The 24,313-nt window shown below is 61.3% G+C and carries 21 protein-coding genes; 9 read left to right on the top strand and 12 right to left on the bottom strand.

Annotated elements, in window-relative coordinates; all coding sequences use genetic code 11:
* Positions 1-108 precede the first annotated feature (108 nt).
* The 4 genes from OEG84_RS01755 to ribH form a co-directional block, all read right to left on the bottom strand.
* Positions 109-2,262, bottom strand: coding sequence for a sodium-translocating pyrophosphatase (locus OEG84_RS01755; protein WP_267652144.1), 2,154 nt, complete (start codon positions 2,260-2,262; stop codon positions 109-111).
* Between the two features lie 246 nt (positions 2,263-2,508).
* Positions 2,509-3,747 (bottom strand): MFS transporter, encoded by a 1,239-nt coding sequence (locus OEG84_RS01750; RefSeq protein ID WP_267652143.1) that lies wholly within the window; start codon positions 3,745-3,747, stop codon positions 2,509-2,511.
* A gap of 5 nt (positions 3,748-3,752) precedes the next feature.
* On the bottom strand, positions 3,753-4,253 hold the full coding sequence (gene nusB / locus OEG84_RS01745; protein WP_425602812.1) for a transcription antitermination factor NusB: 501 nt from the start codon (positions 4,251-4,253) through the stop codon (positions 3,753-3,755).
* Complete coding sequence (ribH, locus tag OEG84_RS01740; RefSeq protein ID WP_267652141.1) at positions 4,250-4,705, bottom strand: 6,7-dimethyl-8-ribityllumazine synthase; 456 nt, start codon at positions 4,703-4,705, stop codon at positions 4,250-4,252. Before ribH ends, nusB begins: the two co-directional genes overlap by 4 nt.
* Before the next feature lie 294 nt (positions 4,706-4,999).
* On the opposite strand from ribH, the gene OEG84_RS01735 reads away from it, so the two are divergent.
* A complete protein-coding gene (locus OEG84_RS01735; protein WP_267652140.1) occupies positions 5,000-5,710 on the top strand; it encodes a DUF2161 domain-containing phosphodiesterase in 711 nt (236 codons plus the stop codon).
* A gap of 143 nt (positions 5,711-5,853) precedes the next feature.
* On the top strand, positions 5,854-7,230 hold the full coding sequence (locus OEG84_RS01730; RefSeq protein WP_267652139.1) for an O-antigen ligase family protein: 1,377 nt from the start codon (positions 5,854-5,856) through the stop codon (positions 7,228-7,230).
* A 22-nt stretch (positions 7,231-7,252) separates the two neighbouring features.
* Here OEG84_RS01730 and OEG84_RS01725 read toward each other — a convergent pair whose 3' ends face one another.
* From OEG84_RS01725 to OEG84_RS01695, 7 genes are all read right to left on the bottom strand, one after another.
* Positions 7,253-7,867 carry a riboflavin synthase gene (locus OEG84_RS01725; protein ID WP_267656052.1) on the bottom strand — a complete coding sequence of 205 codons (615 nt, stop codon included), beginning with the start codon at positions 7,865-7,867 and terminating at the stop codon, positions 7,253-7,255.
* Positions 7,868-7,871: 4 nt separating this feature from the next.
* Positions 7,872-8,975 (bottom strand): bifunctional diaminohydroxyphosphoribosylaminopyrimidine deaminase/5-amino-6-(5-phosphoribosylamino)uracil reductase RibD, encoded by a 1,104-nt coding sequence (gene ribD / locus OEG84_RS01720; protein ID WP_267652138.1) that lies wholly within the window; start codon positions 8,973-8,975, stop codon positions 7,872-7,874.
* A gap of 4 nt (positions 8,976-8,979) precedes the next feature.
* Positions 8,980-9,462, bottom strand: coding sequence for a transcriptional regulator NrdR (nrdR, locus tag OEG84_RS01715; protein WP_267652137.1), 483 nt, complete (start codon positions 9,460-9,462; stop codon positions 8,980-8,982).
* Positions 9,463-9,468: 6 nt separating this feature from the next.
* Positions 9,469-10,782: a serine hydroxymethyltransferase gene (gene glyA, locus OEG84_RS01710; protein WP_267652136.1), complete on the bottom strand. Its 1,314-nt coding sequence runs from the start codon at positions 10,780-10,782 to the stop codon at positions 9,469-9,471.
* 234 nt (positions 10,783-11,016) lie between these two features.
* Positions 11,017-12,288 carry a L,D-transpeptidase family protein gene (locus tag OEG84_RS01705; RefSeq protein WP_425602811.1) on the bottom strand — a complete coding sequence of 424 codons (1,272 nt, stop codon included), beginning with the start codon at positions 12,286-12,288 and terminating at the stop codon, positions 11,017-11,019.
* 356 nt (positions 12,289-12,644) lie between these two features.
* On the bottom strand, positions 12,645-13,169 hold the full coding sequence (gene ldtR, locus OEG84_RS01700) for a transcriptional regulator LdtR (protein WP_267652135.1): 525 nt from the start codon (positions 13,167-13,169) through the stop codon (positions 12,645-12,647).
* 125 nt (positions 13,170-13,294) lie between these two features.
* The gene (locus OEG84_RS01695) at positions 13,295-13,741 is read right to left on the bottom strand and encodes a DUF6163 family protein (protein ID WP_267652134.1); all 447 of its coding nucleotides are present in this window, start codon (positions 13,739-13,741) and stop codon (positions 13,295-13,297) included.
* A 216-nt stretch (positions 13,742-13,957) separates the two neighbouring features.
* Between OEG84_RS01695 and hemB the strand changes: the two genes are divergently transcribed.
* Together hemB and OEG84_RS01685 are read left to right on the top strand one after the other, a co-directional pair.
* Positions 13,958-15,013, top strand: coding sequence for a porphobilinogen synthase (gene hemB / locus OEG84_RS01690; RefSeq protein ID WP_267652133.1), 1,056 nt, complete (start codon positions 13,958-13,960; stop codon positions 15,011-15,013).
* 206 nt (positions 15,014-15,219) lie between these two features.
* Entirely contained in the window at positions 15,220-15,603 is a 384-nt protein-coding gene (locus OEG84_RS01685; RefSeq protein ID WP_267656050.1) for an RDD family protein, read from the top strand.
* On the opposite strand, the gene OEG84_RS01680 is transcribed toward OEG84_RS01685, so the two are convergent.
* Positions 15,600-16,070, bottom strand: a complete 471-nt coding sequence (locus OEG84_RS01680; RefSeq protein WP_267652132.1) for an Lrp/AsnC family transcriptional regulator — start codon at positions 16,068-16,070, stop codon at positions 15,600-15,602. The two genes, OEG84_RS01685 and OEG84_RS01680, sit on opposite strands and share 4 nt — an antisense overlap.
* 127 nt (positions 16,071-16,197) lie before the next feature.
* Between OEG84_RS01680 and OEG84_RS01675 the strand changes: the two genes are divergently transcribed.
* From OEG84_RS01675 to OEG84_RS01655, 5 genes are all read left to right on the top strand, one after another.
* Positions 16,198-19,632, top strand: a complete 3,435-nt coding sequence (locus tag OEG84_RS01675; protein ID WP_267652131.1) for an indolepyruvate ferredoxin oxidoreductase family protein — start codon at positions 16,198-16,200, stop codon at positions 19,630-19,632.
* Positions 19,633-19,818: 186 nt separating this feature from the next.
* Entirely contained in the window at positions 19,819-21,639 is a 1,821-nt protein-coding gene (locus OEG84_RS01670) for an SLC13 family permease (protein ID WP_267652130.1), read from the top strand.
* Positions 21,640-21,658: 19 nt separating this feature from the next.
* Positions 21,659-22,408, top strand: coding sequence for an arginyltransferase (locus tag OEG84_RS01665; RefSeq protein WP_267652129.1), 750 nt, complete (start codon positions 21,659-21,661; stop codon positions 22,406-22,408).
* Between the two features lie 153 nt (positions 22,409-22,561).
* On the top strand, positions 22,562-23,473 hold the full coding sequence (locus tag OEG84_RS01660) for a DMT family transporter (protein ID WP_267652128.1): 912 nt from the start codon (positions 22,562-22,564) through the stop codon (positions 23,471-23,473).
* A gap of 102 nt (positions 23,474-23,575) precedes the next feature.
* The gene (locus tag OEG84_RS01655; protein WP_267652127.1) at positions 23,576-24,304 is read left to right on the top strand and encodes a DUF3750 domain-containing protein; all 729 of its coding nucleotides are present in this window, start codon (positions 23,576-23,578) and stop codon (positions 24,302-24,304) included.
* The last annotated feature ends 9 nt before the right edge of the window (positions 24,305-24,313 follow it).

Below are 24,313 nucleotides of genomic sequence, written 5' to 3'. Positions count from 1 at the left end.
GTGCTGTCGCAAGCAACCGGGCACAACGGGCACACACAGAGCCAACGAAAAATCCCGCGGAGATTGCTCTCCGCGGGATTTTTATTTTCAGGCCATCGCCAGATGCTGTCAGTGCGCGAGCACTGCCAGCAGCAGAAGGGCGACGATGTTGGTAATCTTGATGGCCGGGTTGACGGCCGGACCAGCGGTATCCTTGTAAGGATCGCCGACGGTATCACCGGTCACCGATGCCTTGTGAGCATCAGAGCCCTTCTCGTGCTTGACACCATCCTTGTCGACGAAACCGTCTTCAAAGGACTTCTTGGCGTTGTCCCATGCACCACCACCCGAGGTCATCGAGATGGCGACGAACAGACCGTTGACGATCACGCCCAGAAGCGAAGCGCCAAGTGCGGCAAAGGCGGAGGCCTTGGAGCCGGAGATCAGCAGCACGCCAAAATAGACGAACAGCGGAGCCAGAACCGGCAGCAACGACGGCACGATCATTTCCTTGATCGCCGCCTTGGTCAGGATGTCCACAGCGCGGCCATAGTCGGGCTTTTCGGTGCCTGCCATGATGCCCGGCTTCGCCTTGAACTGGGCGCGGACTTCTTCCACGATCGAACCTGCAGCACGTCCCACAGCTGTCATGGCGATACCGCCGAACAGATAAGGGATGAGACCGCCGAAGATCAGGCCCGCAACCACGTAAGGGTTGGACAGATCGAACGAGATCTCGCCCATGTCCTTGAAGTAGGGATAGAGCGTCGAGCCTTCCGCATTTGCCTTCGTGGCAAAGAACTTCAGATCGTTCGAGTAGGCTGCAAACAGCACCAGTGCGCCAAGACCAGCCGAACCGATGGCATAGCCCTTGGTCACAGCCTTGGTGGTGTTGCCGACCGCGTCGAGAGCGTCAGTTGCCTGACGAACTTCCGGCGGAAGACCCGACATTTCGGCGATGCCGCCGGCATTGTCGGTGACCGGACCGAAGGCGTCGAGAGCCACGATCATGCCGGCGATGCCGAGCATGGCGGTAACCGCGATACCGGTGCCGAACAGGCCGGCGAGCTGGTAGGTCGAGATGATGCCGCCAACGATGACGATCGCCGGCAGAGCCGTCGATTCCAGCGAGATGGCAAGACCCTGGATCACGTTGGTGCCGTGACCGGTGACCGAAGCCTGGCTGATCGAGTTGACCGGACGCTTGTTGGTGCCGGTGTAGTACTCGGTGATCACCACGATGAGCGCAGTGACGATGAGGCCAACTACGCCGCAGGCAAACAGGCCTGAACCGGTGATTGCCTTGCCGTCGATGGTGGCGATTTCGCCCCAACCGATGGTCATCTGAGTTGCGCCGGCGAGGCCGACAATCGACAGCAGACCGGTAACGATCAGGCCCTTGTAAAGAGCGCCCATGATCGAACCGTTCTGGCCGAGCTTGACGAAGAAGGTTCCGGCGATCGAGGTGATGATCGAGGCACCGCAGATGGCCAGCGGATAGAGCATGGCCGAGCCGAGGATGTCCGAACCGCCAAAGAAGATCGCTGCCAGAACCATGGTGGCGACAACGGTCACCGCGTAGGTTTCAAACAGGTCGGCCGCCATGCCGGCGCAGTCGCCGACGTTGTCGCCAACGTTGTCAGCGATGGTGGCCGGGTTGCGAGGATCGTCTTCCGGGATACCGGCTTCAACCTTGCCGACGAGATCGCCGCCAACGTCGGCACCCTTTGTAAAGATGCCGCCGCCCAGACGGGCAAAGATCGAAATCAGCGAAGCGCCGAAACCGAGCGCCACCAGCGCGTCAATCACCTGACGGCTGTCAGACGCCAGCCCCATCGGGCCAGTGAGGAGGTAGTAGTAGACCGCAACGCCCAAGAGCGCGAGGCCAGCCACCAGCATGCCGGTGATGGCGCCCGCCTTGAAAGCGATGTCGAGGCCGCTTGCAAGATTGACGGACGATGCCTGTGCCGTGCGCACGTTGGCGCGTACCGAGACGTGCATGCCGATATAACCGGCCGCACCCGACAGAATCGCACCAATCAGAAAGCCAATTGCGGCGGTGGCGCCAAGAAGCAAATAGGTTACGACGACAACCACTGCGCCAACGATGGCGATGGCCGTGTACTGACGGTTCAGGTAGGCCTGAGCGCCTTCACGAATGTAGCCTGCGATTTCCTGCATGCGTGCATTGCCCTGGTCGGCTGCCATAACCGATTTGGTCGCCCAGATGGCGTAAACAATGGAAAGCAATCCACAGGCGATCACAGCAAAAAGAATTGTCATGCTGATGTCCCTCCAATTTGGCCGGAATCAGATGACTTCCCCCGACCACAATATGCCGCGGCGAAAGGAGCACGAACCACATGCTCGGGCCCCCAGCCGCATCGCGGCGGATGTTTGCTGTAGAGGGGCTACGACGTCAAGTCCGCAGGCGGTGTTATTGCCGTGCAGCCCTCAATAAGCATTGGGTAATTGGTCTATGATGCCGGTTTGCAGCCTGCTGGCCCCGACCGGGCACAGCCATAGCGCTTAAAACGACCTGCGACGGTCTCTCGCGACCTGCACGCCAAGCGCCAGCAGACAGAACAGCGCGACCGGCCAGAACACCGAGTTGAGCGCATCCCAGCCCCAGGTATTGAGCACCTGACCCGACATCAGCGAGGAGAACGCGACGATGCCGAACAGGGTGACATCATGAAAGCCCTGAACCTTGTTCTTCTCCGAAGCCCGGTAGGTCATCGTCACCATGGTGGTCGCGCCGATGAAGGAGAAATTCCAGCCGATTCCGAGCAGCACCAGGGCAAGCCAGAAATTCCACAGCTCAATGCCCATATGCGCGACGATGGCGCAGCCAAGCAGAATGAACAGGCCGGTGGCGGTGATCGTATCACGGCCAAACCGGGCAATCAGCTTGCCGGTAAAGAAGCTCGGCGCAAACATCGCCATCACATGCCACTGGATGCCCAACGTCGCCAGTTCCGGCGAAAAGCCGCAGCCGACCATGGCCAGCGGCGCACCGGTCATCATGAAGGTCATCAGCCCATAGGAGCCGACGCCGCAGATCATGGCGGTGATGAAGCGCGACTGCTTGATGATCTCGATCAGCGGTCGCGGCGGGGTCTCGTCATGACCAGCCTCACCGGGCTTGGTGTCGTTGGGAATGCGCAGGAACCACAGGATCGAAATGGTGATCAGCGCCAGCGGCAATATCGCCACGAAAGAACCGGCAAACATCACCGGCGCCAACAATTCGCGGGTGAAAATTACCGTCTGCGGGCCGATGATGGCGGCAAACACGCCGCCGGCAAGGACCCAGGAAATCGCCTGGGCCTTGAAATTTGTCGGTGATCCGTCGGCGGCGGCAAACCGGTATTGCTGAACGAACGCCCCGCCCATGCCGATGAACGCCATGGCGAAGGCGAACAGCCAGAACTCGTGGCGAAACAGCGCGATTGCCGACAGCAGGCCGCCCAGCGCGGTCATCGCCATGCCCGATATGAAACCGTAGCGGCGACCGATCTGGCGCATCAGCCAAGCGGCCGGCAAGGCGCCAACGGCAACACCGAGGTTGAACCCGGTGACCGGTGCGGTGGCGAGCGCCTTGTCGGCGCCGAGCAGATAAAAACCGGCAAGACCACCCATCGAAATGGCGATCGGAGCGGCAGCGCCGCCAAATGCCTGAGCGCCCGACAACAAAAGCGCGTTGCGGCGGGCCAGATTTTCGGCATCGTTGGTGCCGGCCAGTCTGACCCTGTCAAGAAACGCCATGGTGCTCAGCTCTTCGCGGGGAGGGAATCTTCACGGTAGGTTCGTGCCAGCCGGTCCAGCACCGCATTGACGATCTTCGGCTCTTCGCCATCGAAGAAGGCGCGCGCAACATCGACATATTCGGTGACGATGACGGCAAAGGGCACATCCTTCTTGGCCGAGAGTTCCCAAGCCCCTGCCCTGAGGATGGCGCGCAAGGTGGCGTCGAGACGGGATAGGGGCCAGTCTTCGTTGAGACTGGCGCGGATCACCGGATCGAGCGCACGCTGGTTTTCGACCACGCCTGAGACCACCGCGCGGAACCAGGCCGGGTCGGCAGGACGGTATTGATCCCCGTCGATTTCACCACCCAGGCGATGGTCTTCGTATTCAGCGACGATTTCGAGCACACCGGCACCGCCGATATCCATCTGGTAGAGCGCCTGAACCGCAGCCAGTCGGGCGGCGCCGCGCTGGTTGGCGGGTTTGATTTCCGGGGTCTGTGATTGGTTTGGTGTCACGATCAACCCGCCAGCTTTTCTTTCAACGCAATCATGGTCAGCGCCGCACGCGCCGCAAAACCGCCCTTGTCGAGCCGGTCCTTCTTGACCCGCTCCCAGGCCTGTTCGGCGTTCTCGGTGGTCATGATGCCATTGCCGAGCGCCAGCGATTCGGAGACCGAAAGCGTCATCAGGCCGCGGGCTGATTCATTGGCGACGATGTCGAAATGGTGGGTATCGCCGCGAATGACGACCCCGAGAGCGACAAAGCCGTGATACTCGACATCGCCTTCATCCATTGCATCAAGAGCAATGGCGATTGCCGGCGGAATTTCCAGTGCACCCGGCACCGTGACAACGTCATAGGTTGCGCCGGCCGCGTCGAGCGCGGATTTGGCGCCATCGAGCAGGGCGTCGGACATGTCGTCGTAAAAGCGAGCTTCGACAATCAACAGATGCGGAGGGGAGGCTTTTGCCATGACGGCTTTCCTTCTTGCGGGCGGGTCATGCCACGCGTCACAGGGTTCCGGAGTGGAACCGGAGATAAGGTCGGATCAGAGCGCGGGTCAAATCACTTTGTCCGACGCTTGGCAAGTAGAAATGGCCCGCTGACCCGGCTCAGCGGCGAATTGTCGGTCTGGCCGTCAGCCGTTGGCGACCGCCGGCACCCCATGATTGGTGTTCCGCGAACCGCGCAAATGCGCCTATACGCATCATTAAGACCACATCGTTTGGCTTTGCGCGCCACAGCGACTCCGCTAGAGATGGCGACCATGAGCGCCACCAGACCCCGCGAAACCGATCTCTATCCCCCGGTCAAGGCCCTGCTTGAAAGCCAGGGCTACGAGGTCAAGGGGGAAATCGGGGCCGCCGACGTGGTTGCGGTTCGCGACGGCGGCGAGCCGTTGGTGGTCGAATTGAAGACCAGTTTTTCGCTGTCGCTGTTTCACCAGGCAATCGAGCGTCAGGCGATAACCGATGTCGTCTATATAGCGGTGCCGCGTGGCAGTGGTCGCGCCGCCCTGAAATCGCTGAAGGTCAACACTTCGCTGTGCCGCCGGCTCGGCCTGGGATTGATGACCGTGCGCCTGAAAGACGGGCTGGTGGAGGTGCACGCAGACCCCTCGCCCTACAAGCCGCGGAAATCGGCCGTCAAGAAAACCCGCCTGCTGCGCGAATTTGCCAAGCGTACCGGCGATCCCAATTCCGGCGGCGCAACCCGGCAGGGGCTGATGACCGCCTACAGGCAGGATGCCCTGCGCTGCGCTCGTGTGCTGCTGGAGCTCGGCCCGACAAAGGCCGCGCTGGTGGCCAAGACTTCCGGCGTTGAGAAAGCCCGGGCGTTGATGGCCGACAATCATTACGGCTGGTTCGAGCGCGTCGCCACCGGCATTTACGCGGTTTGCCCAAAAGGCGCCCAAGCGCTCGAGCAACATGGCGACCCCGATGCTGGCACCCCGCGCACGGTGCCAGCCGAAGACTGACGCGCCTTTCCCGGACCCGAGAGCCATCTCCTGGCCGGTGTGCCGCAACGATAAACGCCCTCGGCAACGGCGCGCTCTTTACCACTGGTTAACCATAAATCGACGATGGTGGCGCTTTAACAGGTCGCTTCGGGGTTGTTGGCATGCGAGCTTCATCGGCAAACGGCGCCGCCGTCTATCCGCAGCGCCGCAGCAACCCCGCGCTGCAGGCGCAGCTGAGGCTTGCCCATCCCGGCCTGCTTCCGGCGGGAACAGCACGGATCCTGGCGATCGCGGTTTCCACGCTGGGCATTGCGTTGATGCTGATTTCGCTCCGGCCTTTTGCCGCTGCCAGTATTTTCGAGAGTTCCAGCGCCGATGGTGATGCGCTCAACCAGATGGGATTTTTGGCAGCAGGTGCAATCTGCCTGCTGGCACTGATCAGCCTGGCCAACAAGAAGGCGCTGGCGAGCCTGTTTACGCCCAGCTTCGTAGCCCTTGGCCTGCTGATTGCCGTCAATGTTGCCCAGGCCCCCGACCCTGAATCGACCTTGCGCAGTGCCATCTTCACGATAATCGGCATGCTGCTGGCGTTTTCGGTGATTGTGCTGCCACGCGGCGAAGGTGATTTCCGGTTCGCGCTGCTGATCGGCGCCGGCGCCGCGCTGGGCCTTTCCTATATAGGCGTATTGCTGTTTCCCAACCTCGCGCTGCACGGCTTCGATGTTTACGAGCCGCAACATGCGGGGCTTTGGCGTGGGCATTTCAGCCACAAGAATATTGCCGGACCGGTCATGTCGATCATCGCTTTTTTCGGCCTCTACATCATGCGTTCGGGGCAGCGGCTCGCCGGGCTCATAATGTTCAGTGCAGCAACAATTTTCGTGCTACACACCGGCTCCAAGACAACCACCGGATTTTTCCCGATCGCCATCATGATCGTGTTGCTGGCCCCGCTCTTCCACCGTAGCAGTGTCGCCATATTCGCAACGCTGGTGACGATGGCGACGGTGGCAATCTTTACGCTGGGATCGCTCTACAGCACCGAGATCAGCCAACTGGTGGGCGATTTTCTGGGCGATCAGACCTACACAGGCCGTACCACCCTGTGGGAAGTCAGCCTGTCAAAGATCCCCGAACACCCATGGTTCGGTTTCGGCATGTATAACTTCTGGATGACGGACAATGTGCTCGGCCTAGACAAGCCGTTCGAGGCAGCATGGGACTACCGCCACATCGTTCACGGACATAACAACTATCTCGATATCCTGCTGAATTTCGGCTTTATCGGCGGCGCTCTCGTGTATTGGGTGCTGTTTATCGGGCCGATGTTCAACTATGCCCGAGCCCGACGCCTGCCCGGCAACCGCAAGCTCGCCGACATGTTTTTCATGATTATCGTGTTTGCCTGCCTGCTGTCGTTCATCGAGACATTCTTTCTCGCGCGAAATGTGCCGCTGTGGCTGATGCACATTTTTGCGGTGTTCGGGCTGCATTTGCTGGCCCGATTCGACATTGGCCGGTCACTGCCCGACCATTGACGGGGGTCAGATTACGGCCCTGTCAGGAATTGGCTGCAGCCTCGGCAAGCCTTGCTGCGTAGCGCGCCATCTGGTCGACTTCGAGATTGATGCTGTCGCCGACTGCGTGCTCGCCCCAGGTGGTCACCTCAAGCGAATGGCGGATCAGCAGCACGTCGAATTCGGTACCGTTGACGCCATTGACCGTGAGCGATGTGCCATCGAGCGCCACCGAGCCCTTGGGGGCGATAAAACGTGCCAGCGCGTCTGGCGCGCGCAGCGTAAACCGGCGCGCCTCGCCCTCGTCCTTGATCGCCACAAGCTCGGCAAGCCCGTCGACATGACCGGAGACCATATGGCCGCCCAGCTCGTCACCGATCTTCAGCGACCGCTCAAGATTGATCCGGGTGCCCTGCTGCCAATTGGCAATGGTGGTCAGGCGCAGCGCCTCTTCCCAGGCCTCCACCTCAAACCAGCGGCCATTGTCGCCGTGTTGTGGCAACGCGGTCACCGTCAGGCAGACGCCGGAACAGGCGATCGAAGCGCCGATATCAATTCCGGCGGGATCAAACGCGGTTTCGATGCGCAGGGCAACGCCCTGATCGCGCTCGGTAACGTCGGCAACCCGGCCGATATCGGTGATGATGCCGGTAAACATGGTGCTAGGCCCTTTCGTACTCATCCATCCGGTCCGCACCATAGGTGCTTGTGGCAACCGCACGGAATCCGGATGGAACGGTCTGTGACGTCAGCGGCGCGGCTACCGAGTCGCCGTCAATGTCGTCTGGCCCGGTCAACAGTATGATGCGGTCGACCAGATCCTCGGCAAGAAATGACTGAGCCACTTCCGCGCCGCCTTCGACCAGCACCGTCGACAGCCCCCGGGCGGCCAGATCCTCGAGCAGCTCCGGCAGTGCGATGCGGCCATCATGGGTTTCACTGGCGATGAAATCGACCCCGGCAGCTGTCAGGCGCGTCCGCGCCTCAATATCCTGAGCAGCAGCGGTGGCGACCCAGACCGGGGTCTGCCGCGCCGAGGCTGCAAGCCGCGACCCCAAGGGCAGTCTCAGTCCCGCATCAAGCACCAGCCGGATCGGGGAGCGCGCCTCCAGTCTCGGCAGGCGGCATGTCAGGTCCGGGTCGTCGTTGAGCACGGTGCCGATGCCAACCAGGATCACATCGCTCTGCGCACGTATGGCGTGAACCTGACCGCGGCTGATTTCACCGGTAATCGAGACCTGGGCGCCGTCCCGGCGGCCGATCATGCCATTGCGGGAAACTGCAAGTTTGAGAGTCACATGCGCCCGGTTGCTGATGCGCCGGGTGAGGTATCCGCCAAGATCGCGGGCTGCCGTCTCGGCGAGTACCCCCTGCTCCACCTCGATACCGGCGTCGCGCAAAATTGCATAGCCGCGGCCCGAAACCCGGTCATCGGGATCAGTGGCGGCCGCCACCACGCGGGTCACCCCGGCGTTGACCAGCGCTTCCGCGCAAGGCGGAGTGCGGCCGTGATGGGCGCAGGGTTCAAGCGTTACATAAGCGGTGGCGCCGCGGGCAAGTTTGCCCGCTTCAGCCAGCGCCTGGGGTTCGGCGTGCGGCCGTCCGCCGATCGCGGTAACACCACGGCCGACAATCACCGAATCGCCTTCGATCTCGCGCACAATCAGGGTGGCGACCGACGGATTGGAGCCAGTGCGCCCCTCGTGCCAGCGCGCCAGGCGAATGGCGGCGGCCATGAAGCGGCGGTCGAGCGGGCTGACCGCCATCGGATCAATCGTCGCCAGCGATGGTATCGCCGGCGATCCTCGCTGTCAGTTCGGCGATCGTGCGTTCAAAATCCTGCGGTCCGGTGAAATCCCGGTAGACCGAGGCGTAGCGCACGAAGCCGACATCATCGAGCGCCTTGAGCGCCTCGAGCACCAGCAAGCCGATCCCGTCAGTGGCAATTTCGGTCTCGCCCGAGCTTTCCAGCCGGCGAACGATGCCCGACACCGCGCGATCTATGCGTTCAGGGTCCACCGGCCGCTTGCGCAGCGCGATCTGGAATGATTTGGCCAGCTTGTCGCGGTCAAACGGCACCCGACGTCCGGTTTTCTTGAGCACCTGCAGATCGCGCAATTGCACCCGTTCGAAGGTGGTGAAACGCCCGCCGCAATCGGGGCAGACGCGCCGACGGCGAATCGCGGCGCCGTCTTCGGCGGGCCGCGAATCCTTCACCTGGCTGTCTTCAGAGCCGCAATAGGGACACCGCATCAGCGCCTACCCGAGATGCGGGTAGATCGGAAAGCGATCGGTGAGCGCAATCACCTTCTGCTTCACGGCGGCTTCGACCTTGGCGTTGCCGTCTTCCGAATTGGCTTGCTTGAGGCCGTCGAGCACTTCCAGAATCAGCGCACCGATCTCGCGGAACTCGGCTTCGCCAAAGCCGCGGGTGGTGCCTGCGGAGGTGCCGAGACGAACGCCCGAGGTGATGGTCGGCTTTTCCGGATCGTTGGGAACGCCATTCTTGTTGCAGGTGATGAAGGCCCGGCCGAGCGCTGCCTCGGAGGCCTTGCCAGTGAGGCTCTTGGGCCTGAGATCAACCAGCATCAGATGCGTGTCGGTGCCGCCGGAGACGATCTCGAGGCCGCCTGCGACCAGGGTTTCAGCAAGCACTTCGGCGTTGCGAACGACCTGGCCGACATAATTCTTGAATTCCGGCGTCAGCGCTTCGCCGAAGGCTACCGCCTTGGCGGCGATCACATGCATCAGCGGCCCGCCCTGCAAGCCGGGAAAGACGGCAGAATTGATCTTCTTGGCGATATCCTCGTCATTGGTCAGCACCAGGCCACCGCGCGGGCCGCGCAGAGTCTTGTGGGTGGTCGAGGTGGCAACATGGGCGTGCGGGAACGGATTTGGGTGCACCCCGCCTGCCACCAGACCGGCAAAATGGGCCATATCGACCCAGAGAATGGCATCGACGGCATCAGCGATGGCACGGAAGCGGGCGAAATCGATATGGCGGGAATAGGCCGAACCGCCAGCGATGATGATGCGCGGCTTGTGTTCGCGGGCCAGCGCCTCGACCTGATCATAATCGATCACGCCGGTGGCAAGATCGAGACCGTATTGCACGGCATTGAACCATTTGCCGGAAAGATTGGGGCGGGCGCCGTGGGTCAGATGGCCGCCGGCGTCAAGGCTCATGCCGAGCAGCGTATCGCCCGGCTTGGCCAGGGCAAGCAGAACCGCCTGGTTGGCTTGCGAGCCGGAATTGGGCTGAACATTGGCGAAACCGCAGCCGAACAGTTGCTTGACCCGGTCGATGGCAAGATTTTCGGCGACATCGACGAAGTGACAGCCGCCATAATAGCGTCGGCCCGGATAGCCCTCGGCATATTTGTTGGTCATCACCGAGCCCTGTGCCTCGAGCACGGCGCGCGAGACGATATTCTCCGACGCGATCAACTCGATTTCATGGCGCTGACGACCCAACTCGTCCTTAATCGACCCATACAGCGCGGGATCGGCCTCGGCCAAAGTGCGATTGAAGAATGCATCGGAGAAGCGGGCTGCTGGTGTCGCGTTGGACATGATCCGGGTTCCTTGTGACTCAGGGTGTGGCTCGGCTCTGCCGCGAAACCGCGGCGTCGTGAGATACGGCTCGAATCCAGCCCGGAATTCTCCCGACCGGATGGCGCTGTTTACCCCCGTCGCATGGCAAGGGCAACATCTGCGGGCCTGATTGCGTCATGACAGTTCGTGGAATGAAAAAGCCGCCCGGTTAAGGGCGGCTCTGTCAGCTTGTTGTTGCGTATCCCGGAAGCTTCAGCGCAGCGCCAGTTCGTCGACGCCATCGCGCTGGTAGACGTCGTCGCGGAACTGGACAACGCCGTCCTCCGACGCCCAGGCGGTGAAATAGGTGAAATAGACCGGCACCGGGTCGCTCAGATCGATCTCGGTGTTTTCGCCCGAGGCAATCACTGCTTCCATGGTCTGGCGGTCCCATCCCGGCGTATCGCGCAGCAACCAGGTGTTAAGATCACGCACGTTCTGAACCCGCACGCAGCCCGACGATTCAAACCGCAAAAGCTTGTTGAACACGCCCTGTTGCGGGGTGTCGTGCATGTAGACGGCATGCGGATTGTTGAAATTAATCTTGGTCGACGCCATCGCGTTGCCCTTGCCCGGGTCCTGACGGAACATCAGGTTGGGCGCTTTTTCCGCATTCCAGTCGATTGATTCAGGCGCCACCTCGTTGCCCTGCCCGTCAAACAGACGGATCGAATTGCGCGCAAGGTAGGTTGGGTCCTTACGCATCAACGGCACTATGTCCTTCTGGATGATCGAGCGCGGCGAGGTCCAGTAGGGATTGAGAATGATCTGGTGGATCTTGGAATTGAGAATCGGCGTCTGCCGGTCGATCTTGCCAACAATGGCGGTATGGCGCAGCACCACGCGGTCGTTCTCCACTGCCTCGATCTGGGCTGCGGGAATGTTGACCATGACGTAACGATCGCCGAGAAAACCCGACATCGAACGCAGCCGCACGAGGTTGGTCTCAAGCTGGCCGAGACGCACGGCCGCCGACACATTCAGCGCCTGGTAGGTATAGCTGCCCAAAACGCCATCCGGCGGCAGACCGTGGCGGGCCTGGAATTGCTTGACGGCGCCATCGACATAAGAATCGAACGCATTGGAAAGACCGGCATTGCGGTCGAGATCGCCCGAGGCAATCAGGCGCTGACGCAACAGCCGCACTTCGGGTTCGGAATCGCCCATGCGCAGCTTCTTGGTGGCCGGCACGATTGGCCAGCCGCCGCTTGCAACGATGTTCTGGTAATCAAAAATCGAGCGCTCGACAAAACCGATCGTACCGGCGCTGGTGATCGGAAAACGAGTCGCGGTCTTTGCCACCGAACGGGAGCTTTCGGCATCGAACTGGTCATCCCAGGAACCGCGTTGCGGGGCCGAGATGATGTCCTGGATGGTCGACTGGGCCAAGGCCGGGCCGGCTGTCACAGTTGCCGCGGCCAGAGCGGCGGCGCGGGCGATAAAGCGGCGGCGGGTCGGTTTGTCTAATCCGGTCATTGTCTTCATTCTCAATCCACCATGCAATCGGGTCTGACGTTAAGGCTGACTTTATCGCGTAGCATTGTTAACGTTAAAATTTCCGGACCAAAACCGGATCGATCAAACGCCTGCGACACATTAACGTGAAACGCGGACAGGACAAAGACCCGAATGATCCTGTCTGCACCTGGCCCCACACACTCAATTAGCGGTTTCATGAAAATAGGGCCAAACGATGATCCGGTGCCGGATTTGATCGCTCACATCAGGACGCCCCCTGCCCCGCAACCAGGTTCAGCACGACAGTTGCAGATCAATGGCGGCAAACGCAAAAGCGGCGGGCTTGCCGCCCACCGCTTTTGATGAATGCCTGCGAACAAGTCTTACAGACGGTAGAGAATCTGGTCGTTCCAGAACCGGTCGAGCCGCTGCATCAGCTTGTTGAGTTCCTCGAATTCGCTGGCGCCGATGCCGCCAACCTGGGCGATCGAATTGATGTGGCGATCATAAAGCCCGGCAACAATTTCGGCGATTTCAACACCGTGTTCGGTCAGGCTGATGCGGACCGCGCGACGGTCAACCCGCGAGCGCTGGTGGTTAATGTAGCCCAGATCGACCAGTTTCTTGAGATTGTAGGAAACATTGGAGCCAAGATAGTAACCGCGCGAGCGAAGTTCGCCAGCGGTCAGTTCGGAATTGCCGATGTTAAACAGCAGCAATGCCTGGATCGCGTTGATGTCGGTACGGTTGGCACGGTCGAACTCGTCCTTGATGACATCGAGCAGACGGCGGTGTAGCCGTTCGACCAGTTGCAAGGATTCGAGATAAAGGTCGCGAAGCGCTTCTGCCTGATCGTTGGCAGCTGCTGGTTTGGGCGCGGTGGCGAGTGCCGAATTGGAAAATGACATGATGACTGCCTCACTGTTGATGTTGGCGGTTTTTGTTCCCGCCTTGAGACAGACCCTATCGAATACGCATAAAATTCTACTTAAACTGCAAGCTTAACAACGTCTTACCTGCAAGCAACCAGCAATCAAAGTGAATCAGGTCTTACCTGCGTGGCGTCCCTGCGCCATTTCAGGAACAACAGGATGCGGAAGCACAGATACACCGCCAGCACCACGCCATGGCCGATGACAAGCAACGGGCGTTCGCCGAACCAGAGCGGCAGACCCTGGTGCATGGCCACTTCCGCGCCGGCGCCTGCAACCCAGATCACCGGTCCCCAGGACACCTGCATCCACAAGCCGACGGCGGCCACCGGCAAAAGCACAGCCAACGAGGTAGCGGCGAGTTGCCAATAGGACGGAAGCAGATCAAAGCGCGCCATGCCGCCATCGGTAAAGCCGATCAGCTTGCCCCAATATTGCAGCCCGGCAAAAAGGCTGCTCACGGCTACCAGCCGGAGAAACAGCCGGAAACTCGCTTCGAGGGTGCTGGCGCCGGGCGCCGGCACCGCGCCAACTTGCAATATCGCCATCAACGGCGTCTCCTGATCCTTTGTGCCAACGGGATCAACCGCCGGAATCGACCGCAGTCAATATCAAAGCCTGCAACAGGGCAAGCCGTGAAGGGCAAGCCCGGGCGTGGGAAGCGCGCGGAGGAGCTTGACCAGCCCACCCCCGGTGCGGTCTATAGCCCGGAAAACGGCGCACCCGCTGATCGAGTCCGCCTGACTGACTGAGGATGAAAGAAGATGGGCGAGAGCACGAAGAATACAGAAGCTGGACTGGCAGCTGCGGCAGCGGTCAATGTCGACGAGATCACCGCTCGCCGGCGCATGCGCCGCAGCCGTGGCGCCGACTGGTCGCGGCGGCTGGTGCGGGAAACCCGGCTGACGGTGGATGATCTGATCTGGCCGATCTTCATTGTCCCCGGCACCAATATCTCAGAGCCGATTTCAGCCATGCCCGGCGTCAACCGGCTGTCGGTGGACCGGGCGGTGGAGGCGGCGCGGATGGCGGCCGATCTCGGCATTCCGGCACTCGCCACCTTCCCCAATGTCGAACTTGAACGCCGCGACCAGACCGGTTCGCTGGCACTTGAAGCGGACAACCTGATCAACCAGGCCACCCGCGCCATCAAGCAGGCAGTGCCCGACATCGGCGTGATTACCGACGTGGCGCTCGATCCGTTCACCGATCACGGCCATGACGGCATCCTGCGCGATGGCGAGATCGTCAACGACGAGACCGTGCGCGCGATTGCAGCCGCCGCGGTGCACCAGGCCGACGCGGGCTCCGACATCATTGCGCCGTCAGACATGATGGACGGCCGCATCGGCGCCATCCGGCAGGCGCTCGACGCCGCCGGTCACCAGAATGTGGCGATCATGTCCTATGCCACCAAATTTGCCTCCGCCTGCTATGGCCCCTACCGCGAGGCGATCAACACCTCGGGGCTTTTGAAGGGCGACAAGCGCAGCTATTATCTCGATCCGTCCAACGCCATGGAAGCGGTGCGCGATGCGGCGCTCGATGTCGAGGAAGGCGCCGACATGCTGATGGTCAAGCCCGGCCTGCCCTATCTCGACATCTGCCGGGCGCTCAAGGACAATTTCGGCCTGCCGACGTTCGCCTACCAGGTGTCGGGCGAATATTCGATGGTCAAGGCAGCAGACGCTGCCGGCTATATCGACGGCGAGCGGATCATGTTGGAAACCCTGCTGGCCTTCAAACGTGCGGGCTGCGACGGAATCCTGACCTATTTCGCGCCCGAGGCCGCGCGGCTGATCGCCAAGGGGCTTGGCTGAACCGACAGCGTTTGCGGGCCAAAACCGGTAACAAAGCCTTTAACTGAGGCGTTTGACTTCCTACATCTGGTTCAAGGCGAGCCATTTGCCCGCACCGATAACAGGAGAGAGCCGTGAGCCAACAGTACCCAGACAGCGCAGCCGAGCCGACAATCGACCGGTATGACGACATTGCGCTTTACGACGGGGTACGCTCGCGGCGGATAATGGCGTTTTTCATCGATTACGCGTTTGTGCTGCTATTGTGCGTCCCGGTGGCGGTGCTGGTATTCTTCATCGGCATCTTCACGCTGGGTCTGGGATTTTTCCTCTACCCGATCCTTTTCCTGCTGGTGGTCATTCCCTATGTCGGCATGACCATGGGCGGACCAAACCAGGCCACACCCGGCATGCGGATGATGGACATCCGGCTTGTCCGGCTTGACGGCCGCCCGGTGGATTTCATGCTCGCCGTGGTTCACAGTGTGCTGTTCTGGGCGCTCAACGCGGTGCTGACACCGCTGATCCTGCTCGCAACCCTGGTGCTCGACCGCAAGCGCACCGTCCACGACTGGCTACTGGGCACCGTGGTGGTGCGGGGAACAGTTTAAACCGGCAGCCGAGTCTCGTGCTTTAATTGCCTGAGGATCAGGTTGGTCTTGACGGTGGAGACGCCCTTGAGCGCGAACAGGAATTTTTCGAGAAATTCGTTGTAGGCGCCAAGATCGCGGCAGCGTACGCGCAGATGATAATCGGCGTCGCCGGTGGTGGCGAAACAATCGAGTACTTCGGGCCGGGTCATCACCGCACCAATGAAACTTTCGACATGATCGGCCTGATGGCGTGAAAGCACCACATGCACCATGGCGTGGAAGCCGAGCCCGCAGGCATCCGGGTTGATGACCGCCGTATAACGCTCGATCACGCCTGCCTGCTCCAGCGCCCTGACCCGGCGCCAGCAGGCCGAAGCCGACATGGCAACACTTTCGGCAAGTTCCTGGTTGGAGATGCGGCCGTTGTGCTGAAGCGCATCGAGAATCTGCCGATCTCCCGGTTCTATTTCTATTTTCCCTGCCATTCCGGGTAATCCTTCCAATATCTGCGTGCTCACTGAGAGGCCTTGCCATTTTTCTGCGTCACGGCGGTCTCTTTGGCAAGTCCTGTCTGTTGGCTGGTGCTAAAATCGATGGCGGAGGAGACCGCCGATGACATTCCAGCCCGCACCTGCCCAGGCCTACCAACTGTCCGACCGCTACACGCTTGCCTCTGGCCGGGTGTTCATGACCGGCACCCAGGCGCTGGCGCGGGTTCTGTTTGACCAGGCGCGGCGCGACCGCGAGGACGGATTGAACACCGGCGGATTCGTGTCAGGCTATCGCGGCTCGCCGCTGGGCGGGCTCGACATGGAATTATGGCGGCAGAAGCCGCTTCTGGCTGAAGCCGGGATCGAATTTCTGCCCGCCGTAAACGAGGATCTGGCTGCCACCGCCGTGCTCGGCTCGCAGCAGGTGGAAACCAATCCCGGGCGCCAGGTCGAGGGCGTGTTCGGCTTCTGGTATGGCAAGGGTCCGGGCGTCGACCGGGCCGGTGACGCGCTCAAGCACGGCAACGCCTATGGCTCCTCACCGCATGGCGGGGTGCTGGTGGTGGCGGGCGACGACCATGGCTGTGTCTCATCGTCGATGCCGCACCAGTCCGACGTTGCCTTCATGGCCTGGTTCATGCCGACGCTCAATCCGGCGAGCGTTTCGGAATATCTCGAATTTGGCGAATATGGCTACGCACTGTCGCGCTATTCGGGCATGTGGGTCGGCTTCAAGGCGATATCGGAGACGGTCGAGGCAGCAAGCTCGTTCATGCTCAAGCCCGACCGTGTGTTTTCCACGCCGGATTTCCAGATCCCCGCTTCCGGGTTGCATTACCGTTGGCCCGACCTGCCCGGCCCGCAGATCGAGGAAAGAATGGAGGCCAAGAAGCACGCGGTGCTGGCCTTTGCCGAGGCCAACCCGATCGACCGGGCGATCTATGGCGTCAGCGACGCGCAGTTCGGGTTCGTGACCACCGGCAAGGCGCATCTCGATCTGATGGAAGCGCTCAGGCTGCTCGGACTCGATGAGGCGCGCTGCCGGGCGCTCGGCATCGACATCTACAAGGTCGGCATGGTCTGGCCGCTGGCACGGCGGGCGGCGCTCGATTTCGTGCGTGAAAAGCGCGAAGTGGTGGTAATCGAGGAAAAACGCGGCATCATTGAAAGCCAGTTCAAGGAATATTTCTATGACTGGCCCGGCCACAAGCCGCAGCGCATGGTCGGTAAGAATGACGAGACCGGGCACAGACTGATCCCTTGGACCGGCGAACTCTCGCCCCGACAGTTACTGCCGCTGATCGCCAGACGGCTCGACGGCATATTTGGCAATGAGAATTTTACAGCTCGCGCCGCCGCGATCACCGGCGCCCCGCCGATCCTGCTCAACAATCCCGGCGCGACCCGCACCCCCTATTTCTGTTCGGGCTGTCCGCACAACACTTCGACCAAGGTGCCCGAAGGCTCCAAGGCACTGGCCGGCATCGGTTGTCATTTCATGGCCAGTTGGATGGATCGGGAAACCTCGTCGCTGATCCAGATGGGTGGCGAAGGCGTCAACTGGGCGGCCTCCTCGCGATTTACCGGCAAGGATCACATCTTCCAGAATCTGGGCGAAGGCACCTGGTATCATTCAGGTTCGATGGCGATCCGACAGGCAATCGCCGCAGGCGCCAACATCACCTACAAGATCCTCTATAATGACGCAGTCGCCATGACCGGTGGCCAGCCGGTGGATGGGCCGGTCAGCGTTTCGGCTATCGCCGATATCTGCCGCGCCGAGGGCGTCGATCGGATCGCGCTGGTGTCGGACGACCCGGCGAAATTTTCGACCGCCGATCTGCCGCGCGGGTCGTCGATCCATGGACGAGCCGAGATGGACGCCGTGCAGCGCGAATTGCGTCAAATTCCCGGCGTATCGATCCTGATCTATGAACAGGCCTGCGCCACCGAAAAACGCCGCCGCCGCAAGCGCGGGCAATTGCCGGATCCGAAGAAATTCGTGGTCATCAACGAACTGGTCTGCGAGGGCTGCGGCGACTGCTCTACCGAATCCAACTGCCTCAGCGTCGAACCGAGGGAAACCGAGTTCGGCCGCAAGCGGCAGATCAACCAGTCCAATTGCAACAAGGATTTTTCTTGCCTCAATGGTTTTTGCCCAAGCTTTATTACCATCGAGGGCGGCACAAGGCGCAAGCCGAAGCCTGCGAAAATCGATCTGTCCCGGCTTGCCGGCGAGATCCCCCTGCCCGCCCTGCCGGCGCTCGATGCGCCGTTCAACCTGTTGGTGACTGGCGTTGGCGGCACCGGCGTGGTCACGGTCGGGGCGCTGATTTCGATGGCGGCGCACCTGGAGGGCAAGGGTGCCAGCATTCTCGATTTCACCGGCTTTGCCCAGAAATTCGGTGCAGTGCTGAGTTTCGTGCGGATCGGCAACGCGCCGGATGACATCAACCAGGTGCGCATCGACCAGGGGTCGGCGGATGCAGTGATCGGCTGCGATGTGGTGGTCTCGTCCTCGCCCAAGGCATCGGCAAGCTATCGAGCCGGTACGAAGGTAGCGCTGAATCTAGCCTCGATGCCAACCGGTGATCTGGTGCTCAGACGCGACGCGGATCTCAACATCGATGGACGCCAGGCCGCCGTCGAAACCGCCGTTGGCACCGGCAACGTCGCCGCATTTGATGCCAACCGGGCGTCCGAAGCGCTTTTTGGCGACGCCGTGTTTGCCAATGTTATGATGCTGGGTTTTGCCTGGCAGCGCGGGCTGGTGCCGGTGGGGCTGGAGGCGCTGGAGGCGCTGATGCGGGCCGTTGAGCTCAACAATGTCGCCGTCGAGGACAACAAGCGGGCATTTTTGTGTGGACGGCTGATGGAGGCAAATCCGGGGGCACTGGAACGGCATCTTGCCCCGCCGCCGGATTTCGCCATTGCCCTCGACGACGTCATCGAGCGCAGGGCGACCTTTCTGCACGCCTACCAGGACAAGGCTTGGGCAGAACGCTACCGCCGTCAAATCACGGATTTTTCTAAGCAACTGCCGCCGGAAACCCATGAGGAATTGGCCGTGGCGGCGGCAAAATCGCTGTTCAAGCTGATGGCCTACAAGGATGAATACGAAGTGGCGCGGCTGCATAGCGACAAGAGTTTCGTTAGGAGTCTCTCCGGCCGCTTCGAAGGTGATTTTCGCATCGTCCATCATTTGGCGCCGCCGATGATCAGCCGCGAGAAGGATGCGCGCGGCCGCCCGCTCAAACGCCGGTTCGGTCCGGCAATCCGGCCGGTGCTGTCATTGCTGGCACGCTGCAAGTGGTTGCGTGGCAGCATTTTCGACCCATTCGGCCATACTGCGGAGCGAAAGATGGAGCGCGAATTGATCGGCTGGTTCGAGGCACTGATAGCCCACTGCGCTCGCGAGATCCGGACCGAAACCGTCGTCCTGTGGACACATATCCTCACAGCACCGATGGAAATTCGCGGCTATGGCCCGGTTAAGCAGGAGGCCGTGGTCAAGACCAAATCCAGGGTCGAAGCACTGTTTGCCCAGCTTGGGTAACGGCAAGCCGTCATATCCGGGTCAGAAGCCTTGGTTGAGCACGGGTTTTTGGTTTCGCGCGGTTGATAATTCTCGCGCCGGATGTTTCGCGGTAAACGGTAAGCTGAGAATATTCGCCCTAGGCGTATGGCAGGGCGGCACGGTAATGTGAAGGGTAACCTGCGCCTCGGGGGTCGCTACGCATTAATGCCGGATTTTCACCTTGTCGCCATCTTCGTCATCATCGCAGCGACGATCGCCGCCTATGCCTCCGAGCGCTGGGCGATGGAGACCGTCTCGCTGGTATCGCTGGCGGCGGTGCTGGTGATATTCGGCGCGGTTCCCTATACCGGCCCGGATGGCCAGACTCTGCAGATCGAGCGGCTATTGTCGGGTTTTTCCAACCCGGCGCTTGCCACGGTGATCGCACTTCTGATCGTCGGCCAGGGCCTGTTTGCCACCGATGCGATGGAGGCACCAGCGCGCCGACTTGGGCGCATGGGTGGCGCCAAAACCTTCCGGCCGATCCTGTTCATCCTGATCGGTGCCGGGGCGATTTCAGCGTTTCTCAACAACACACCGGTGGTGGTGATCTTCATTCCGATTCTGGTGGTGCTGGCAGCGCAACGCTCGATTTCACCGAGCCGGGTGTTCATTCCACTCTCGTTCATCACCATTCTGGGCGGCATGACAACGCTGATCGGCTCATCAACCAACCTGCTGGTTGCCGGTGTTGCCCGCGATTATGGCTATGAAATCGGCTTTTTCGATATCACCGGCATGGGCATAATCCTGGCGCTGGTCGGCGGCGTCTATGTGCTGCTGGTATTGCCGCGGCTGTTGCCTGAACGCGAGGCGGAATTGTCTGCCGGCGCCAAATCTGGCGCCCAGTTCATAGGCGAGATCACGCTGACGCGTGATCACCCCTTTGTCGGAATCTCGGCCAAGGCCGGCATGTTTCCCGGGCTTGGCGATCTGACGCTCAGACTGTTGCAACGCCGCGACGCACCGTTCCTTCCGCCATTCGAGGATCTCACCCTGTCAGCCGGCGATACGCTAGTGGTCACCGGAACCCGGCGTGCCTTTTCCAAGGCGCTGGCGCGCGGACGCGCCGGACTGGAGTCCGATGTTGCCGAGTCCGATGACAGCGCCCACGAGCCACCGCCGGGGCCCGACTACCACCTGGCGGAAGCCGTGATTTCGCCGGGTTCGCGCTATGCCGGGCGAACCATTCAGCTCTCGGGCCTGCGGGCGCAATTCGGGCTGTCGGTGCTGGGCGTGCAGCGCAAGAGCCGGATGGCGCGATCTGCTTTGTCGGCGATTCGGCTCGAACCCGGCGACACGTTGCTGATCGGCGGGCCGATGGAGGAAATCACACGGCTCCGCGGCAACCACGATCTGTTGCTTTTGGAGCATTCGGCGGTGGCGGTGCCGCAATCACGCAAGGCACGCATAGCGGTGGCAATCTTCGCCGCCATCGTGATTACCTCGGCGATGTCTATCGTGCCGATCGTGGTGGCGGCCATCTGCGGCGCGGTGCTGATGTTGGTCACACGCTGCCTGTCGATCCTTCAGGCGGCGCGTGCCTTCGACCGGCAAATCTTCCTGCTGGTGGGATCGTCGGTAGCGCTGGCAACAGCACTGGAGGCCACCGGCGGGGCCAGACTGATTGCCACGACCACGCTGTCGGTGATGGACGGCGCGTCGCCGGGGATGATTCTTTCGGCGCTGTTTCTGGTCATGGCGGCACTCACCAATGTGCTGTCCAACAACGCCACTGCGGTGTTGTTCACACCCATTGCGCTGGGCATTGCCGCCGGCATGAACGTCCCCCCCGCCCCTTTCATCGCCGCGGTAATCTTTGCCTCCAATGCGTCGTTTGCCACGCCAATCGGCTATCAGACGAATCTGCTGGTGATGGGTCCCGGTCACTACCGGTTCAGTGATTTTCTGCGCGCCGGAACCCCGCTTGTGATAATCATCTGGTTGACCTTTTCGTTACTTGCGCCATGGTATTACGGATTATGATCCGCTTAGAACCCATGGCATGACAAACCACACCGTCAATTCACCGCAGTTCTTTCTGACCGCGCCCTCGCCCTGCCCCTATCTTGAAGGCGAGAGCGAGCGGAAGGTGTTTACCCACCTGGTCGGCGACAAGGCACCGGCGCTAAACGACCTGTTGACCCAGGGCGGATTTCGCCGGTCGCAGAATATTGCCTACCGGCCGGCCTGCGAAACCTGCCGCGCCTGTATCTCGGTGCGGATCCTGGCTTCCGAGTTCAATTCGACCCGGTCGATGCGCAAGAACATGGCGACCAACGCCGATCTGGTTGCCACCGAATATCACGCCGAACCTTCAAACGAGCAGTTCAAGCTGTTCCGGCGCTATCTCGACAGCCGCCACAAGCGCGGCGGCATGGCCGACATGAGCATCAGCGACTACGCGATGATGGTCGAGGATTCGCATGTCGACACCCGCATCATCGAATACCGCGTCAAGGTCGAGGGTGATGGCCTGCAGGAGTTTCCGGCCGGGCCGCTGGTCGGTGCCGCTCTGACCGACCGGATGAGCGACGGGCTGTCGATGGTCTATTCCTTCTATGACCCGAACGCGACCGCGCGGTCGCTGGGCACCTACATGATCCTCGACCATATCGAGCGCGCCAAGGCGCTGGGTCTGCCACATGTCTATCTGGGCTATTGGGTCGAGGGCTCGCGCAAGATGGAATACAAGACCCGCTTCTTGCCCCAGGAACATCTGATGGCGCAGGGCTGGCGACGCTACCAGGGCTGATCAGCCCCTCGCCCGCTCCGGCTTCGCCCGTTATCCACCCGATTGCGCAGGTTTCAAAGCAAGTGCTCCAGCCAGGCTGACGGCTTGTCTCCGGCCAGTCCTGCGCCTATGGCAAGAGGCGATCCAAATGAATCTGCTGGAGGCCAATCGTTCATGCAAGACCAACTTCCCGCAGCGGCCGAGCACCGCAAGGGCCTTCTGATCACTGCATTTGGCGGGATGATGCTGACCATCGACATTCCGCTGCTCAGGCTTTCGCAAAGCGATGCCTGGTCGGCGCTCGCGGTGAGAAGCACTTTGACCTTTATCGCGGCGCTGATTGCCTGGAGCGTGATCCGGTTTGTCTTCAAGCGGCAGATGCCGTTGATCCCGGGAAAGGCCGGGCTGCTGGTGGTGTCGCTCTACAGCCTCGCCTCGATCACCTTCCTGATGGCGGTGTTCAACACCACCACGGCGAACCTGGTTTTCATACTGGCGTTCAACCCGATGTTCTCGGCTTTGCTGGCCTGGTGGCTGGTAGGCGAAAAACCCAAGCCCCAGACATTTGTTGCCATGCTGGTAATGCTGTTTGGTGTGCTGCTGATTGTTTCTGATGGCATCAAGGCCGGCAATCTGACCGGTGATCTGTTCGCGCTCGTTTCCAGCCTGATTCTGGCGACTGCCATAACCTTCAGCCGCAAGGCGCGCACCGACATGGGATTTGCGCCGCTATTCGGGGCGCTGGTGCCGGCGATTGTCGGATTGACCATGGTCGGCGGCGTTTCCGGCCTGGCGGTCGCCGAACCGGCCTGGCTCGTGCTCAACGGGCTGATCGTGATTCCGATTTCATTCTGGTGCCTGGCCACCGGGCCGCGCTACATATCCGGTCCGGAAGTGGCGATGTTCTATCTGCTTGAAACAATTCTGGCGCCGATCTGGGTGTGGATGATCTTTGCCGAGGCGCCGACCCTGATCGGGCTGATTGGCGGGGCAATCATTATCACCGCGCTGGTCGGACATTCGCTGTGGCGGTTGTTGTCGCACCGCCGCACTGTGCGCACGCTGGCGCCGCGGCATCCTGTGTGATGCGGTCGACGCAAGGTGACCTGCAAGAGCGTGTGGCCGCATTATCGTCGCATGGCCCTGCTTGGATGGCGTACTGACCGCACAGGATCACCGTCGTCCATCATGAAAAAACTCGTCGCCTTCATTTTTCTCTGTTTCATCCTGCCGGCGCTGGCCTCGCTCGGGGTTCGCGCTGCCGGTTCACAGCCAGGGTCCTGGCGCACCGCAGACTGGTCATCATCGGGGGTGCTGCCTTCAGCCGAAAGCGATGCGCCCGCCGCTCTCTACGTAATGGCTGCCCGGACCGGTGGCCTTAAAGGTGGGCTGGCGGTTCACAGCTGGATCGTCACCAAGGCCCCTGAAGAGGCTCACTACACCCGCTATGACAAGGTCGGGTGGGGAAGCCCGATCCGGATCAACCACTATCCCGCCGATGGCCGCTGGTATTCGAACGAACCGGAGATCCTGTTGGCCCGGCATGGTGCGACAGCCGAGAAGCTGATCCCGAAGATCGAGGCAGCAGTTGCAGGCTATCCGCATGCCGAGCGCGGCGATTACAGCATCTGGCCCGGGCCGAACTCCAATTCCTTTATCGCCTACGTGCTTCGTTCAGTGCCGGAGCTTCACACGACACTGCCTCCCGAAGCGATTGGCCGCGACTACCGGCCTTTCGGCGATTTTGTCACCTTGTCGGAAGATTGGCGCAATCTGGAACTGTCGCTGGGCGGCTATGCCGGGGTGGCATTGGGCGAACTGTACGGGCTTGAAGTGCGACTGGGAGGGCTGGTGTTCGGCATCGACATCGCCCGGCCGGCGCTCAAGCTGCCGGGCTTCGGCCGCATCGGGGTGTGATGCGGCCGG

It is taken from the genome of Hoeflea algicola (assembly GCF_026619415.1).
Lineage (GTDB): Bacteria > Pseudomonadota > Alphaproteobacteria > Rhizobiales > Rhizobiaceae > Hoeflea > Hoeflea algicola.
This window is presented reverse-complemented; position numbering and strand designations above follow the sequence as displayed.